The 13,596-nt window shown below is 65.0% G+C and carries 13 protein-coding genes; all 13 read left to right on the forward strand.

The genetic code is table 11. The features are described from left to right. Positions 1 to 189: 189 nt before the first annotated feature. The 13 genes from DEM27_RS03150 to DEM27_RS03210 all read left to right on the forward strand — a co-directional run bounded on the left by DEM27_RS03150 (position 190) and on the right by DEM27_RS03210 (position 13,548). Positions 190 to 825 carry a TIGR02217 family protein gene (locus DEM27_RS03150; protein ID WP_109456707.1) on the forward strand — a complete coding sequence of 212 codons (636 nt, stop codon included), beginning with the start codon at positions 190 to 192 and terminating at the stop codon, positions 823 to 825. After that, a complete protein-coding gene (locus tag DEM27_RS03155; RefSeq protein WP_109456708.1) occupies positions 822 to 1,712 on the forward strand; it encodes a DUF2163 domain-containing protein in 891 nt (296 codons plus the stop codon). Before DEM27_RS03150 ends, DEM27_RS03155 begins: the two co-directional genes overlap by 4 nt. Next, complete coding sequence (locus DEM27_RS03160) at positions 1,709 to 2,167, forward strand: NlpC/P60 family protein (RefSeq protein ID WP_109456709.1); 459 nt, start codon at positions 1,709 to 1,711, stop codon at positions 2,165 to 2,167. Before DEM27_RS03155 ends, DEM27_RS03160 begins: the two co-directional genes overlap by 4 nt. Positions 2,168 to 2,214: 47 nt before the next feature. After that, positions 2,215 to 6,063 carry a baseplate multidomain protein megatron gene (locus DEM27_RS03165; RefSeq protein WP_109456710.1) on the forward strand — a complete coding sequence of 1,283 codons (3,849 nt, stop codon included), beginning with the start codon at positions 2,215 to 2,217 and terminating at the stop codon, positions 6,061 to 6,063. 18 nt (positions 6,064 to 6,081) lie between these two features. Then, on the forward strand, positions 6,082 to 6,294 hold the full coding sequence (locus tag DEM27_RS03170) for a hypothetical protein (protein WP_109456711.1): 213 nt from the start codon (positions 6,082 to 6,084) through the stop codon (positions 6,292 to 6,294). A gap of 117 nt (positions 6,295 to 6,411) precedes the next feature. Next, the gene (locus DEM27_RS03175; protein ID WP_109456712.1) at positions 6,412 to 6,660 is read left to right on the forward strand and encodes a hypothetical protein; all 249 of its coding nucleotides are present in this window, start codon (positions 6,412 to 6,414) and stop codon (positions 6,658 to 6,660) included. A 68-nt stretch (positions 6,661 to 6,728) separates the two neighbouring features. After that, positions 6,729 to 7,400 carry a response regulator transcription factor gene (locus DEM27_RS03180; RefSeq protein WP_109456713.1) on the forward strand — a complete coding sequence of 224 codons (672 nt, stop codon included), beginning with the start codon at positions 6,729 to 6,731 and terminating at the stop codon, positions 7,398 to 7,400. A 29-nt stretch (positions 7,401 to 7,429) separates the two neighbouring features. Beyond that, on the forward strand, positions 7,430 to 8,836 hold the full coding sequence (locus DEM27_RS03185; RefSeq protein ID WP_109456714.1) for a sensor histidine kinase: 1,407 nt from the start codon (positions 7,430 to 7,432) through the stop codon (positions 8,834 to 8,836). Positions 8,837 to 8,950: 114 nt separating this feature from the next. Further along, positions 8,951 to 9,382 carry a hypothetical protein gene (locus tag DEM27_RS03190; protein ID WP_109456715.1) on the forward strand — a complete coding sequence of 144 codons (432 nt, stop codon included), beginning with the start codon at positions 8,951 to 8,953 and terminating at the stop codon, positions 9,380 to 9,382. Positions 9,383 to 9,498: 116 nt separating this feature from the next. Further along, positions 9,499 to 10,647, forward strand: coding sequence for a c-type cytochrome biogenesis protein CcmI (gene ccmI / locus DEM27_RS03195; RefSeq protein WP_109456716.1), 1,149 nt, complete (start codon positions 9,499 to 9,501; stop codon positions 10,645 to 10,647). After that, positions 10,644 to 11,093 (forward strand): cytochrome c maturation protein CcmE, encoded by a 450-nt coding sequence (gene ccmE / locus DEM27_RS03200; protein ID WP_109456717.1) that lies wholly within the window; start codon positions 10,644 to 10,646, stop codon positions 11,091 to 11,093. The genes ccmI and ccmE overlap by 4 nt, the downstream gene beginning before the upstream one ends. Beyond that, positions 11,090 to 13,078 (forward strand): heme lyase CcmF/NrfE family subunit, encoded by a 1,989-nt coding sequence (locus DEM27_RS03205; RefSeq protein ID WP_109456718.1) that lies wholly within the window; start codon positions 11,090 to 11,092, stop codon positions 13,076 to 13,078. Before ccmE ends, DEM27_RS03205 begins: the two co-directional genes overlap by 4 nt. After that, positions 13,075 to 13,548 (forward strand): cytochrome c-type biogenesis protein, encoded by a 474-nt coding sequence (locus DEM27_RS03210; protein WP_245445625.1) that lies wholly within the window; start codon positions 13,075 to 13,077, stop codon positions 13,546 to 13,548. Before DEM27_RS03205 ends, DEM27_RS03210 begins: the two co-directional genes overlap by 4 nt. The last annotated feature ends 48 nt before the right edge of the window (positions 13,549 to 13,596 follow it).

Consider the following 13,596-nt stretch of genomic DNA (forward strand, 5'->3'; position numbering starts at 1 on the left):
CGAAACGGGTAGGGTTACCATTGTGGCAGACCCCCCTCATCCGCCTGCGTGCTTCGGACCCTTCTTCCCGCAGGGGAAAAGGGGAAGCGGCACCCTGTCGTTTCATGTCCGATCGTCCTGTGGGTCGGAGATGGAGCGGCCGGAATGTTTGGCGTTTTTCCGTGCGTGCGGTTTATTTGGAGCAAGGTCATGGCCATGGGGTTTCATGAGGTGCGGTTTCCGTTGCGGCTGTCGCTGACGACCAGCGGCGGGCCGGTGCGGCGGACCGATATCGTCAATCTGTCCAACGGGCGCGAGAGCCGCAACCGCCGCTGGCGGGAAGCGCGGCGCAGCTACGATGCCGGTTCGGGCGTGCGATCGATCGCCGATCTCTACGAGGTGCTGGCCTTTTTCGAGGCGCGGGGCGGGGAGTTGAACGGGTTTCGTTTTCGCGATCCGTTCGATCATGGCTCGGGGCAGCCGGGCGAGGCGGCGGGGGCGCTGGACCAGGTGATCGGCACTGGCGACGGGACGACGGCGGCGTTTCAGCTTGCCAAGACCTATGGCGATGCCGGCGGCAGTTTTCGCCGGGTGATTGCCAAGCCAGTGGCCGGCAGCGTGCTGGTCGCGGTCGACGGGGTCGCGGCCGATGGGGCGACATGCGATCCGGTGACGGGGATCGTGACATTTGCACCCGGTTTCGTGCCGGGAAGCGGGGCGGTGGTGACGGCAGGGTTTTCCTTCGACGTGCCGGTGCGCTTTGCCACCGACCGGATCGACATCAACCTGCAGGCCTTCGATGCCGGCCGGATCCCGACGATTCCGCTGATCGAGGTGATGCCATGAGGACGATTCCAGCCGGACTGAAGGCGCATCTCGACAGCGGCGCGACGACCGTCTGCCATGCGTGGCGGGTGACGCGGCGCGACGGGACGGTACTCGGTTTTACCGAGCACGATCACGATCTTGTTTTCGGGGGTACGCTTTTTGCCGCGGCGACCGGTTTTGCCGCCAGCGAGACGCAGCAGGCGGCCGGGCTTTCGGTGGAGGCGAGCGATGTCGCGGGTGGTTTTTCCAGCGCGGCCATTCGCGAAGAGGACCTGATCGACGGGCGCTACGACGGTGCGCGGGTGGAGGTGTTCCTCGTCAATTGGGCGGCGGTGGACGAGCATATGCTCCTGAGGGTGCAGGAGATCGGCGAGGTGACGCGCACGGCCGGCGATTTCCGTGCCGAATTGCGCAGTTTCACCCATCGGCTCGGGCGTGACCAGGGGCGGCTTTTCGGGCGGCGCTGCGATGCGACGCTGGGGGATGGGCGCTGCGGCGTCAACCTTGCCTCGGGTGCCTATCGCGGGACCGGCGAAATCCTTTCGGTCGCGGATGCGACGCATCTGCGCGTCGGTGGGCTTTCCGGTTTTGCGGCGGGGTTTTTTCGCTATGGGGTGCTGACGTTTACCAGCGGCAGGCATGCCGGGATGACCGTCGATATTGACGGGCATGTGGTGGATGGGTCTGCGGTGGATCTCGTGCTCTGGTTGCCGATGGCGCGGTCGCCGGAGGCGGGGGATGCCTTTGCCATCGTGGCCGGTTGCGACAAGGCGTTTTCGACCTGCAGGGCGAAGTTTTCGAACACCATCAATTTTCAGGGGTTTCCGCATATTCCCGGCTCGGACTTTGCCTATTCCTATGCGGATGGCGAGACGGTGCATGACGGAAGGGCGTTGTTCGAATGACGGCCGCGATCGGGGAGCGGGTTGTCGCTGCTGCCGAAGGATGGATCGGTACGCCTTATCGGCACCAGGCGTCGCTGAAGGGCGTCGGCTGCGATTGTCTCGGGCTGGTCCGCGGCGTCTGGCGGGAGATCTATGGCGATGAACCGGAGGCGCCGCCGGCCTATGCGCCCGATTGGGCGGAGCGTGGCAGCGAGGAGCGGCTCTTGTCCGCAGCCGGGCGGCATTTTCTGCCGGTGGGTTCGGTGGATGCTGCCTTGCCGGGGGATGTGCTGGTGTTCCGCTGGCGGGCCGGCTGTGCGGCGAAACATATCGGCATCCTGTGCGGCGGCGGGCGGTTCATCCATGCCTATGAGCAGGCGGCGGTGATCCGTTCGCCGCTGGTGCCGGCGTGGCGGCGGAAGGTGGTGGCGGCGTTTCGGTTTCCGGCGGTGGGTGGGTCGGCCGGGGCGGGTTGAGGATGGCGGTTTTCGCCGGGTGATTTCGGAAAAAAGCGGGGTGGGTGATGGCGACGATCTTGTTTCAGGCGGCGGGGGCGGCCTTGGGCGGGGTGTTCGGGCCGGTCGGCGCGGTCATCGGCCGGGCGGCGGGAGCGCTGGCGGGCAATGTCGTCGACCGGGCGCTGATCAACGGGACGCGGACGATTGCCGGCGCGCGGCTGTCGACGGCGCGGATTCCGGGTGCGGACGACGGGACGGCGATCAATCGGCTTTACGGCACGGCACGCATCGGCGGCACGCTGATCTGGGCGACGCGCTTCGAGGAGGACGTCACCGTCGAGCGGGCCGGCGGCAAGGCGAGCGGGCCGAAGGTCGAGACCTTCAGCTATTTCGGCAATCTGGCCGTGGGACTGTGCGAGGGGCCGATTGCGGGTGTGCGCCGGGTCTGGGCCGATGGCCGGGAAATCGACCTGACGCAGATCGAGATGCGCGTCTATCCCGGCACGGCGACGCAGATGCCCGATCCGCTGATCGAGGCGAAGCAGGGGACCGGCAATGCGCCGGCCTATCGCGGGCTGGCCTATGTGGTGTTCGAACGGCTGCCGCTCGACGATTTCGGCAACCGTATTCCGCTCCTGCAGTTCGAGGTGCTACGCACCGTCGGACGGCTGGAGGCGCAGGTGCGGGCGGTGACGGTGATCCCCGGCTCGACGGAGCACGGCTACAGCACGGTGCCGGTGACGGAAAAGATCGGTGAAGGCAGCGCGCGGATCATGAACCGGCATGTGCTGTCGCACGGCACCGACTGGGCGGCTTCGATCGATGAACTGACGGCGGTGTGCCCGAACCTCGAAAGCGTGGCGCTGGTCGTGTCCTGGTTCGGTACGGATCTCAGGGCCGGGGAATGCCGGATCGTGCCCGGTGTCGAAACGCTGGGGCGCGAGGAGGAAAGCGTGCCGTGGGTCGTTTCCGGCATTCCACGGGCGGATGCGCACCTGATCAGCACCAGCAATGGCGGCCCGGCCTATGGCGGCACGCCGAACGATGCCGGCGTGGTGGCGGCGATCGCCGACCTGAAGGCGCGGGGGCTGAAGGTTTTTCTCTATCCGTTCCTGATGATGGACGTGCCTGCCGGCAACGGCCTGCCGGACCCGCATGGCGGGGCGGAGCAGGCGGTCTATCCCTGGCGCGGGCGGATCACCTGCCATCCGGCCCCGGGGCGGGCGGGCAGTCCCGACCGGGCGGCGGCGGCGCGGGCGGCGATCGATGCCTTTTGCGGTGCGGCGGCGGTGGGGGATTTTGTCATCGATGGCAACACGGTGGTGTATGCCGGTGAGGAGGATGAGGGATATCGGCGCCTGGTGCTGCATTATGCCCATCTGGCCGCCGTGGCGGGGGGTGTCGACGGGTTTATCATCGGTTCGGAATTGCGCGGGTTGACGCAACTGCGCGATGAGACGGGCGCCTTTCCTTTTGTCGGAAAACTGGTGGAGATTGCCGGCGACGTGCGCGAGGTGCTGGGGGTTGGAACGAAGATCACTTACGGCGCCGACTGGAGCGAATATTTCGGCTATCATCCGCAGGACGGCTCGGGTGACGTCTATTTCCACCTCGATCCTTTGTGGGCTTCGCCCGATATCGACGCGGTGGGCATCGACAATTACATGCCGCTCTCCGACTGGCGCGATGAGGACCTTTCGGCGGAAAACCCCGATAGGTTCCTGACGCCGGACGACCATGCCGGCATGATGGCGGCGATAACGGGCGGCGAGGGTTACGACTGGTATTATGCCAGTGATGCCGATCGCCGGTCGCGGCTGCGGTCGCCGATCACCGACGGGCTGGCCGGCAAGCCCTGGGTTTTTCGCTACAAGGATATCGAGAACTGGTGGTCGCGGCGGCACCACGAGCGTATCGGCGGGGCGGAGCTTGCGGTGCCGACGGCCTGGACGGCGAGGATGAAGCCGATCTGGTTTACCGAGCTCGGCTGCCCGGCGATCGACAAGGGGGCCAACCAGCCGAATGTCTTCGTCGATCCGAAATCGTCGGAATCGGCAGCACCCTATTTTTCCAACCGCACGCGGGCCGACAGCATGCAGCGGCGGTTTCTGGAGGCGCATCACGACTGGTGGTCGGGGCCGGCCGCGCCGGACGGCATGGTCGATCCGGCGCATATATTTCTGTGGACCTGGGATGCCCGGCCGTTTCCTGCCTTTCCGAAGGATCTCAGGATCTGGAGCGACGGGCCGAACTGGCAGACCGGGCACTGGCTGACCGGGAGGCTCGGGGCGGGGACGCTGGCGGAGGTGATTGCGGCGATCCTCCTGGATCACGGGTTTGCGGATTTCGATGTTTCCGAGGTGAGTGGCGACCTGCCGGGATATGTGCAGGGCGAGATCATTTCGGCACGGGGGCTGCTGGAGCCGCTGCTGTCCGTTTTTCAGGTGGATGCGGTCGAGGATGGCGCGATACTGCGTTTCCGTTCGCGCGCCCGGGCGAGCCGGCCGGCTTCGCCGCGCAGCGTGCTGGCCGATTTCGACGGCGAGCCCCTGTGGGTGGAGGAGCGCGGCCACGACAGCGACTACGCCGGCGAGGCGATCGTCGGATTCTACAATCCGTTCCTCGATTACGAGCAGGCAAGTGCCCGCTCGCGGCGTGTGGCGGCCGCCAACGACCGGGTGTTGCGTTACGACCTGGCAGCGGTGCTGCCGGAGGAGACGGCGCTGATTGCCGCGGAAGGCCTGTTGCGGGATCATCTGGTGTCGCGGCGGTCGGTGACCCTGTCGCTGCCGCCCTTCGACCTCGATCTGCAGCCGGGCGATGTGATTGCGCTGCCGGACGGGCCGGAGGGCGGTTTTCTCGTGTCGCGGATCACCGATGGCGCGGCGCGGCGGATCGAGGCGCGAGCCGTCTCGCCCGCTGCCGGGGTGCGTCCGCCGGCCATGAGCGCGGCGCCGGTGCCGGATGACGGTGCCACGGCCGCCTTCGCGCCGGTGGTGTTGCTGATGGACTTGCCGCGCTATGAGGGCGGCGCGGGGCCGAGTTTCGCCCGCGGCGCGATGCTGTCGCGACCCTTCCGGCGCACGGCACTGTCGTCTTCGGCGACGCTGGAGGGATATCAGCTGCGCACGGTGTTCGAGCGGCCGGCGCGGATCGGTGTGCTCGCCGCGCCGCTGGCGCCCGGCGTTTGCGGGCGTTTTGACCGGGCGAACGCCATCGAGATCGACCTGGCTTATGGCGGGCTGGAATCCCGGCCGGTGGCGGCGGTGCTCAATGGGGAAAACCGGCTGGCGGTGTCTTGCGCCAACGGGGCCTGGGAAATCGTCGCCTTCTGCAATGCGGAAGAAGTATCGGCCGGCCGGTGGCGGCTGACGAGCCTTTTGCGCGGATTGGCGGGGAGCGAGGATGCGATGGCGGCGGGTGCCGGGATCGGTGCGCGGGCGGTGATGCTGGACGGGGCGGTGAAGCCGGTCGGGTTGTCGGCTGACGAGGCGGGACTGGTGCTCAACTGGATCGTCGACCCGGTCGGCGGAGCGAGCGGTGGATTGGCGCCGGTTGCCTTTTCGGGGGGACTGCGGGCGGAAACGCCTTTGGCGCCGGTGCACCTGAAAGCACGACGGACGGGCGACGGCGACGTGCGGTTCGGCTGGGTGCGGCGCGGGCGGATCGATGCCGACGACTGGCAGGCGACCGATATCCCTCTCGATGAGCCGGAGGAGCGGTACCGGCTGGACATCCTCTCCGGCGGCACGGTGGTGCGGCAGGTGGCGACGACGGATGCGGCCTATCTTTACGCCGCGGCGGCGGAGATGGCTGATTTCGGCGCCGCCCAGTCCGGCTTTTTCATCCGTGTCCGGCAGATGGGCCGCAAGGTCGCGCAGGGGCTGGCGGCGACGGCTTATGTTTCACTTTAATTTGAAGGAGAAAACGGCATGACGGATCTGAAGGAATGGTACCGTTCGAAGGCGGTGTGGGGTGCGTTGATCGCCATCTTCGCGTCGCTGGCGCAGTTCCTTGGTATCGAGCTTGGGGCCGAAGACCAGCAGGCGCTGGCCGATACGCTGGTGACGCTGGCGGGCGCCTTGGGCGGGTTGCTGGCGCTCTACGGGCGGCTTTCGGCGCGCAACACGATCGGCAAGCGTTGAGGTCTGGCGGGTGCCTTGGTAAAACTCCGGTTAAGACGAGGCACCCATTCATTTGCCATTCAGGCGGGTTGGGTTAAATATATAGCCTAGAGTGCGTTTATTGATGGAAGTATGAGGATGGCATCTCCGGCGATCTTGGCGACCTTGGTGGCCGGCCTGACGGTTTCCGCTCCTGGTGTGGGCGGGAACGATCAACTCGTGCTTTCCGATGGGGATTGCGCCGCCGCCGTTGCCCAGGTCGTTGCCGAAACCGGCGGCCAGCTGCTTTCCGCACAGCCTTCCGGCGATTCCTGCGTCATCACCGTGCTCGTCCAGGGCAACGGCAGCGAACGGCCGCGCAAGGTCCGCGTCAAGGTGCCGATGTAGGGCCGAAGGCGTAAGGCGCCGCGACGGACCGGACATTCAATCGAAAGCAACAGGGGATAAACGGCACGATGCGCATTCTGGTGGTCGAGGACGACATCAATCTCAATCGGCAGCTGTCGGATGCGTTGAAGGAGGCCGGTTACGTCGTCGACCAGGCGTTCGATGGCGAAGAGGGCCATTATCTCGGTGATGCCGAGCCCTATGACGCCGTCATCCTCGACATCGGCCTGCCGGAGATGGACGGCATCACCGTGCTGGAAAAATGGCGGGCCAACCGCAAGACGATGCCGGTGCTGATCCTGACGGCCCGCGACCGCTGGAGCGACAAGGTGGCCGGCATCGATGCCGGCGCGGACGACTATGTCGCCAAGCCGTTTCACGTCGAGGAAGTTCTGGCGCGCATCCGGGCGCTGATTCGCCGGGCGGCCGGGCATGCCTCGTCGGAAATCGTCTGCGGGCCGGTGCGGCTCGATACCAAGAGCTCCAAGGCGAGCGTCAACGGCGCGCAGCTGAAGCTGACCTCGCACGAATTCCGCCTGTTGTCCTACCTGATGCATCACATGGGTGAGGTCGTGTCGCGCACCGAGCTGGTCGAGCATATGTACGACCAGGATTTCGATCGCGATTCCAATACGATCGAAGTGTTCGTCGGGCGCCTTCGCAAGAAGATGGGCGTCGACATGATCGAGACGGTACGCGGGCTCGGCTACCGCATGCAGGCGCCGGAAAGCGCCAAGTAAAGTTCTCGCGAGAAGGGGCCTTTGCCTTGATGTCCTTCGGCCCGAAATCGTTGACCGCCCGCGTTTTGCTTCTGGCCACCTTGTGGTCGGCGGCGGCGCTTGTGGCCATCGCCGTGGTCATCTCCACCCTCTACCGGGAAAGCGCTGATCGCGGTTTCCAGGATCTGTTGCGGGCGCAGCTCTACAACGTCATCAATTCGATCTCGATCGGCGAAAACAACACGATCGCCGGCAATCCGGCGCTGGGCGACCTGCGGTTCGCGCAGCCGAAGAGCGGCTGGTACTGGATCGTCGAGCCGCTGGGCACGTTTGCGGCAGGACCCCTGGTGTCGTCGTCGCTCGGCTTGTCCAATCTGGCGGTGCCTTCGGTGGCCGATGTGCCATTCGATACCAACTACGAGCGTTTCTACGTGCTGGACGACGGCAGCGGCAACAAGATCCAGGTGGCGGAGACGGAAGTGGTGCTCGACCAAGAAGGGCGTGCGGCGCGGTTTCGCGTCAGCGGCAACCTCGCGGTGGTCGAGACCGACGTGCGGGCCTTTTCCAACAGTCTCTACCTGGCGCTCGCCGTGTTCGGCGTCGGCAGCCTGATCGTCAACGCGCTCGCCATTCTTTACGGCTTGAAGCCGCTCGACCATGCACGCGGCGCGCTGGAAAAGATCCGGGCCGGCGAGGCGGAGCGGTTGCAGGGGGACTTCCCTCGCGAGATCCAGCCTCTGGCGAGCGAAATCAATGCGCTGATCGACAGCAACCAGCGCATCGTCGAGCGGGCGCGCATGCAGGTCGGCAATCTGGCGCATTCGCTGAAGACGCCGATTGCCGTGCTGCTCAACGAGGCGCGGCTGTTGGAAAAGCAGCAGGGCGAGCTGGTGCGCAACCAGGCCGAAGTCATGCAGGGACAGGTGCAATCCTACCTCAACCGCGCCCGCATCGCCGCCCAGCGTGATTCGGTGCTGTCGCGCACCGAGGCGGAGCCGGCGCTGGAGCGGCTGCTGCGCGTCATGCGCCGGCTGAACGGCGAGAAGGAATTCGAGCTCACCATCCTGCCCGCCAACCTGGTTTTCGCCATGGAGCAACAGGATGTCGAGGAGACCGTCGGCAACCTGCTGGAGAATGCGGCGCGCTTTGCCGAACATCGCGTCAAGGTGTCGGTGGCGCCGGCGCCTGCTGATATCCGCGGCGGCGACCCTTTGCGGCGCTTCTGGCTGGAACTGGTGGTCGAGGACGACGGCCCCGGGCTCGACGCCGACCAGATCCGCGAGGCGATGAAGCGCGGCAAGCGGCTGGACGAGAGCAAGCCGGGCACCGGCCTCGGTCTTTCGATCGTGCGCGAGATCACATCCGAGTATCAGGGCCTCCTCGATCTCTCCCGCGGCGAGCAGGGCGGGCTTAAAGCGCGACTGATCCTGCCCGGCGTGGTAAAGGAGGTTGCATGAGGCGGCAGGGGATGTCAAAAATGACATACGGTCATAATGATGCCCCAAGGAACTTTCACTGGTGCGAGGACATAATGATTGAAGAATGCCTCTGGCAAAAACTGGTTTGATTCCATGTATTTTTATGCCTGCCGCCTGACCATTCCGGCCGTATTGTCCCTCAGTGCCCTGGTGGCAGGCTGCAGCACCACCGGCGGCACCTCGACGGGAGGACTGCTGTCGTCGAACAGGTCGTCGACTTCGGCACCCTATATTTCAGCGCTTCAGGGCGGTATCGTCAGTCGCAGCGGCGTCGAGATCGGCAGCGCCGATCGCCAGCGTGCGCTCGAAGCCGAGTACCGGGCGCTCGAGGCGGCCCCGGGCGGTCAGCCGGTTGCCTGGAGCGGACGCGGCATCAGCGGACAGGTGGTCGCAGCGGCACCCTATCAGGTGGGATCGCAGAACTGCCGCCAGTACACGCATACGGTGACCGTCGGCGGCACGCAATCGGTGGCGCGCGGCGCGGCGTGCCGCAACACCAACGGCAGCTGGTCGCCGCTGACGTGACGCAATCGGCATTGATTTGTGTCAAGTTCCTGACGTCTTGCGGCTAAAAGCCTCAAAACGCCGTTGTGATCCGTTTGACTGTTGGAATATCCGGCTGCTTGACGTAATTGGTCGCTATGTTGTTCTGGATCATCGTGGCTATACTGACGGCGGCCGTCGCCATTGTCTTGCTCCTGCCGCTGCTGCGCGGGGCGAAGGAAAGACTATCCGATCGCGCCGGGGAAGCGGCAGTCTATCGTGACCAGTTGAAAGAACTGGAGCGCGACCAGGCGCAGGGCCTGATCACACCCGATGAAGCCGAATATGCCAGGGCCGAGGTCGGGCGGCGATTGATCGCCGTCAGTTCCGGGATGGAAAAGCAGGTGGCGCGCGGCTCCGGCCTGCGGCGCATCCGGCTGGCGGAAATCGTCGTCGTCGTGACGTTGCCCGCCGTGGGGCTCTGTCTTTACTCCATAACCGGCAGCCCGGAGTTGCCGTCGCAGCCGCTCGAGGCGCGGCTTGCCAATCCCGGCAACGACATGGGCATCCTCGTCACCAAGGCCGAGCGCCATTTGGCGCAGAATCCGGAGGACGGGCAGGGTTGGGATCTGCTGGCGCCGATCTATTACCGAAGCCTTCGTCTCGGCGATGCCGAACTCGCCTATCGCAATGCCATCCGCCTGCTCGGCGGCAATGCCGAGCGCTGGAACGGTTTGGGCGAGACGCTGATCGCTGCCGCCGACGGTATCGTCACAGACGATGCACGGGCGGCCTTCGAAGAGGCGCTGAAGCTCGACGGCAGCAATTTCCGGACGAAATTCTACCTGGCGCTGGCGCTGGAGCAGACCGGCAAGCAGGCGGAGGCAAAAGCAGCCTTCGAGACGCTGGCGAAGGAATCCCCCGCCGATGCGCCATGGATCCCGCTCGTCAACGAACACATCGCCAAAAACGGCGGCGCGCCGCTGGCGACTGCCGGTGCCGAAAAGCCCCTCGGCAACCCGACGGCCGAGGATGTCGCCGCTGCCGAGAACCTGGAAGCGGGCGATCGCCAGCAGATGATCGAGGGCATGGTGGCGAGCCTTGATGCCAAATTGCGGGAAGATCCGAAAAATATCGAAGGATGGATGCGGCTGATCCGTTCTTATGGCGTGCTCAAGCAGCCGGACAAGGCGGCGGACGCGCTGAAGCGCGGCCTTGCGGTGTTCCCGGCCGATAGTGCGGAGGGCAAGCAGATGCTGGCCCTGGCGCAAGGCATGGGCATCGCGACGGAAGGTAACGAGCAATGACCCGAAAGCAGAAACGGCTGGCGATCATCGGCGGCGGCATGAGTTTTATCCTGGCAGCGGCGCTGCTGGTGATGTTCGCCTTCGGCCAGTCCATCGCCTATTTCTACATGCCGGCGGATCTTGCCAAGACGTCGGTGCCGCCGGAAACACGCATCCGGCTAGGGGGCCTCGTCGAGAAGGGTTCGGTGGCGCGCGGCGAAGGGTCGACGGTCAGTTTTGCCGTGACCGACAACGAGAATACCGTCAAGGTGACGTATACGGGCATTCTGCCGGATCTTTTCCGCGAGGGGCAGGGTGTCGTCACCGAGGGCAAGTTCATCGCCGGCAGCGACGTCTTCGTCGCCGACAGCGTGCTTGCCAAGCATGACGAGAATTACATGCCGAAAGAGGTTGCCGATCGCCTGAAGGAACAGGGCGTCTGGGAGGGGCAGGAGCAGACCCAATGAGTGTCGAGCTTGGTCATTACGCACTGGTGCTGGCGCTTGCCACGGCGATCGTCCTCTCCATCCTGCCGATCTGGGGCGCGTGGCGCGGCGACCGGCCGCTGATGGAACTGGCGACATCGGGATCGCTGGCGCTCTTCGGTCTCGTCGCCTTCGCCTTCGCCGTGCTGACGCAGGCGCATCTTGCATCAGATTTTTCGGTGAAGAACGTCTGGGAGAATTCCCATTCGCTGGTGCCGTTCATCTTCAAGTTTTCCGGCGTCTGGGGCAATCACGAAGGCTCGATGCTTTTGTGGCTGCTGATCCTGGTGTTCTTCAGCGCACTGGTGGCGATTTTCGGCCGAAACCTGCCGGATACGCTGCGGGCCAATGTGCTGGCGGTGCAGGCCTGGGTCGCCACGGCTTTCACGCTGTTCATCCTGTTGACCTCCAATCCTTTTGCCAGGCTGAACCCGGCGCCGCCGGAGGGGCAGGACCTCAATCCGGTGCTGCAGGATGTCGGCCTCGCCATTCATCCGCCGCTGCTTTATCTCGGTTATGTCGGCTTTTCCGTCTGCTTCTCCTTCGCTATTGCGGCGCTGATGGAGGGCCGTATCGATGCCGCCTGGGCACGGTGGGTGCGGCCGTGGACGCTGGCGGCATGGACCTTCCTGACCGCGGGCATCGCCATGGGCTCCTACTGGGCCTATTACGAACTTGGCTGGGGTGGCTGGTGGTTCTGGGATCCGGTGGAGAACGCGTCCTTCATGCCGTGGCTTGCCGGCACTGCGCTCCTGCATTCCGCCATCGTCATGGAGAAGCGCGAGGCATTGAAGATCTGGACGATCCTGCTGGCGATCCTGACGTTTTCTCTTTCGTTGCTGGGGACATTCCTGGTTCGCTCCGGGGTGCTGACCTCGGTGCATGCCTTTGCCACTGATCCCAGCCGCGGCATCTTCATCCTCTGCATTCTCGTGCTGTTCATCGGCGGGGCGCTGGCGTTGTTTGCCTTCCGAGCGCCGCAACTCAATTCCGGCGGCCTGTTCGCCCCGATCTCGCGCGAGGGTGCGCTGGTGCTGAACAACCTGATCCTGACGGTATCGACGGCGACCGTGCTGATCGGCACGCTTTATCCGCTTCTGCTGGAATCGCTGACCGGGGAGAAGATCTCGGTCGGTCCGCCATTCTTCAACATGACCTTCGGGCTGCTGATGATCCCGCTTTTGCTGGCCGTGCCGTTCGGACCGCTGCTGGCGTGGAAGCGCGGCGATCTTCTCGGCGCCCTGCAGCGGCTCTATGTGGCGGCCGGGCTGGCATTTTTCGTGGCGCTGGTTTTTTATTACGTCGAAAATGGCGGGCCGGTGATGGCCGTGCTGGGCCTTGCGGCCGGGCTTTTCCTGGTGTTCGGGGCGGTGAGCGATCTCTGGTTTCGCGCCGGCATCGGCAAACAGGCGATGGGTGTCGCCTGGCGCCGCCTGGTCGGCCTGCCGCGATCAGCCTTCGGTACGGCGCTCGCCCATATGGGGCTTGGCATCACCGTGCTCGGCATCGTCGCCGTGACGACCTTCGAGACCGAACATGTGGTGGAAATGAAGCCGGGCATGACGGCGGAGGCGGGTGGCTATACGCTCGCTTTCGACGGGATGCGGTCGGCGGTGGGGCCGAATTACACCGAGGATCGCGGCCATTTCACCGTTAGCCGCGGTGGCGCAACGGTTGCCGACGTCTGGTCTTCGAAGCGGCTTTACACCGCGCGGCGGATGCCGACGACGGAGGCGGGCATCCTGACCTTCGGGCTCAGCCAGCTTTATGTCTCGCTGGGCGATCCGATGGCCGATGGCGGCATCGTCGTCCGCATCTGGTGGAAGCCCTACATTCTGTGCATCTGGGGCGGTGCGCTGGTGATGATGTTTGGCGGTTTCGTGTCGCTGAGCGACCGGCGGCTGCGCGTCGGGGCGCCGAGCCGGCGGGCAAAGCCGGTGAAGGCGGCGCTGGAGGCGGGCGAGTGAGAATCGTTCTTCCGGCCTTGCGGCGGACATTGCTGGCTGTTTTGCTCTTTCTTTCCGCAGTTCCGGCTTTTGCCGTGAACCCGGACGAGATCCTCGCCGATCCGGCCTTGGAGTTGCGGGCGCGGAACCTTTCGGCGCAACTGCGCTGCATGGTCTGCCAGAACCAGTCCATCGACGATTCCAATGCCGAGCTGGCGCGCGACCTGCGGCTTCTGGTGCGCCAGCGCATTCGTGACGGCGATAGCGACGAGCAGGTGATCGACTACGTCGTTTCGCGTTACGGGGAATTCGTGCTGCTGAAACCGCGCTTCAGCGCCAAGACCTATATTCTCTGGGCGACTCCCTTGATACTGCTGGCGCTCGGCGCGACGGCGATGGTGGTTTATGCCCGGGGGCGGACGGCAAAGCCGACCGGGCGGAAACTGTCCGCGGAAGAACAGGCGGCACTCGACCGGCTGCTTGGAAAGTAACTGTCGCGATAAGCGGCGAATATTACGAAAATTTCATTCGCCGGACAG

This window comes from Rhizobium album (assembly GCF_003122325.1).
Taxonomy (GTDB): domain Bacteria; phylum Pseudomonadota; class Alphaproteobacteria; order Rhizobiales; family Rhizobiaceae; genus Metarhizobium; species Metarhizobium album.

Bases quoted from the DNA above. Each gene is read 5' to 3' on its own strand.
- DEM27_RS03155 (WP_109456708.1), top strand. From the start codon at position 822: ATGAGGACGATTCCAGCCGGACTGAAGGCGCATCTCGACAGCGGCGCG.
- DEM27_RS03150 (WP_109456707.1), top strand. From the start codon at position 190: ATGGCCATGGGGTTTCATGAGGTGCGGTTTCCGTTGCGGCTGTCGCTG.
- ccmE (WP_109456717.1), top strand. From the start codon at position 10,644: ATGACCCGAAAGCAGAAACGGCTGGCGATCATCGGCGGCGGCATGAGT.
- DEM27_RS03205 (WP_109456718.1), top strand. From the start codon at position 11,090: ATGAGTGTCGAGCTTGGTCATTACGCACTGGTGCTGGCGCTTGCCACG.
- DEM27_RS03175 (WP_109456712.1), top strand. From the start codon at position 6,412: ATGGCATCTCCGGCGATCTTGGCGACCTTGGTGGCCGGCCTGACGGTT.
- DEM27_RS03160 (WP_109456709.1), top strand. From the start codon at position 1,709: ATGACGGCCGCGATCGGGGAGCGGGTTGTCGCTGCTGCCGAAGGATGG.
- DEM27_RS03165 (WP_109456710.1), top strand. From the start codon at position 2,215: ATGGCGACGATCTTGTTTCAGGCGGCGGGGGCGGCCTTGGGCGGGGTG.
- DEM27_RS03170 (WP_109456711.1), top strand. From the start codon at position 6,082: ATGACGGATCTGAAGGAATGGTACCGTTCGAAGGCGGTGTGGGGTGCG.
- DEM27_RS03180 (WP_109456713.1), top strand. From the start codon at position 6,729: ATGCGCATTCTGGTGGTCGAGGACGACATCAATCTCAATCGGCAGCTG.
- ccmI (WP_109456716.1), top strand. From the start codon at position 9,499: ATGTTGTTCTGGATCATCGTGGCTATACTGACGGCGGCCGTCGCCATT.
- DEM27_RS03190 (WP_109456715.1), top strand. From the start codon at position 8,951: ATGTATTTTTATGCCTGCCGCCTGACCATTCCGGCCGTATTGTCCCTC.
- DEM27_RS03185 (WP_109456714.1), top strand. From the start codon at position 7,430: ATGTCCTTCGGCCCGAAATCGTTGACCGCCCGCGTTTTGCTTCTGGCC.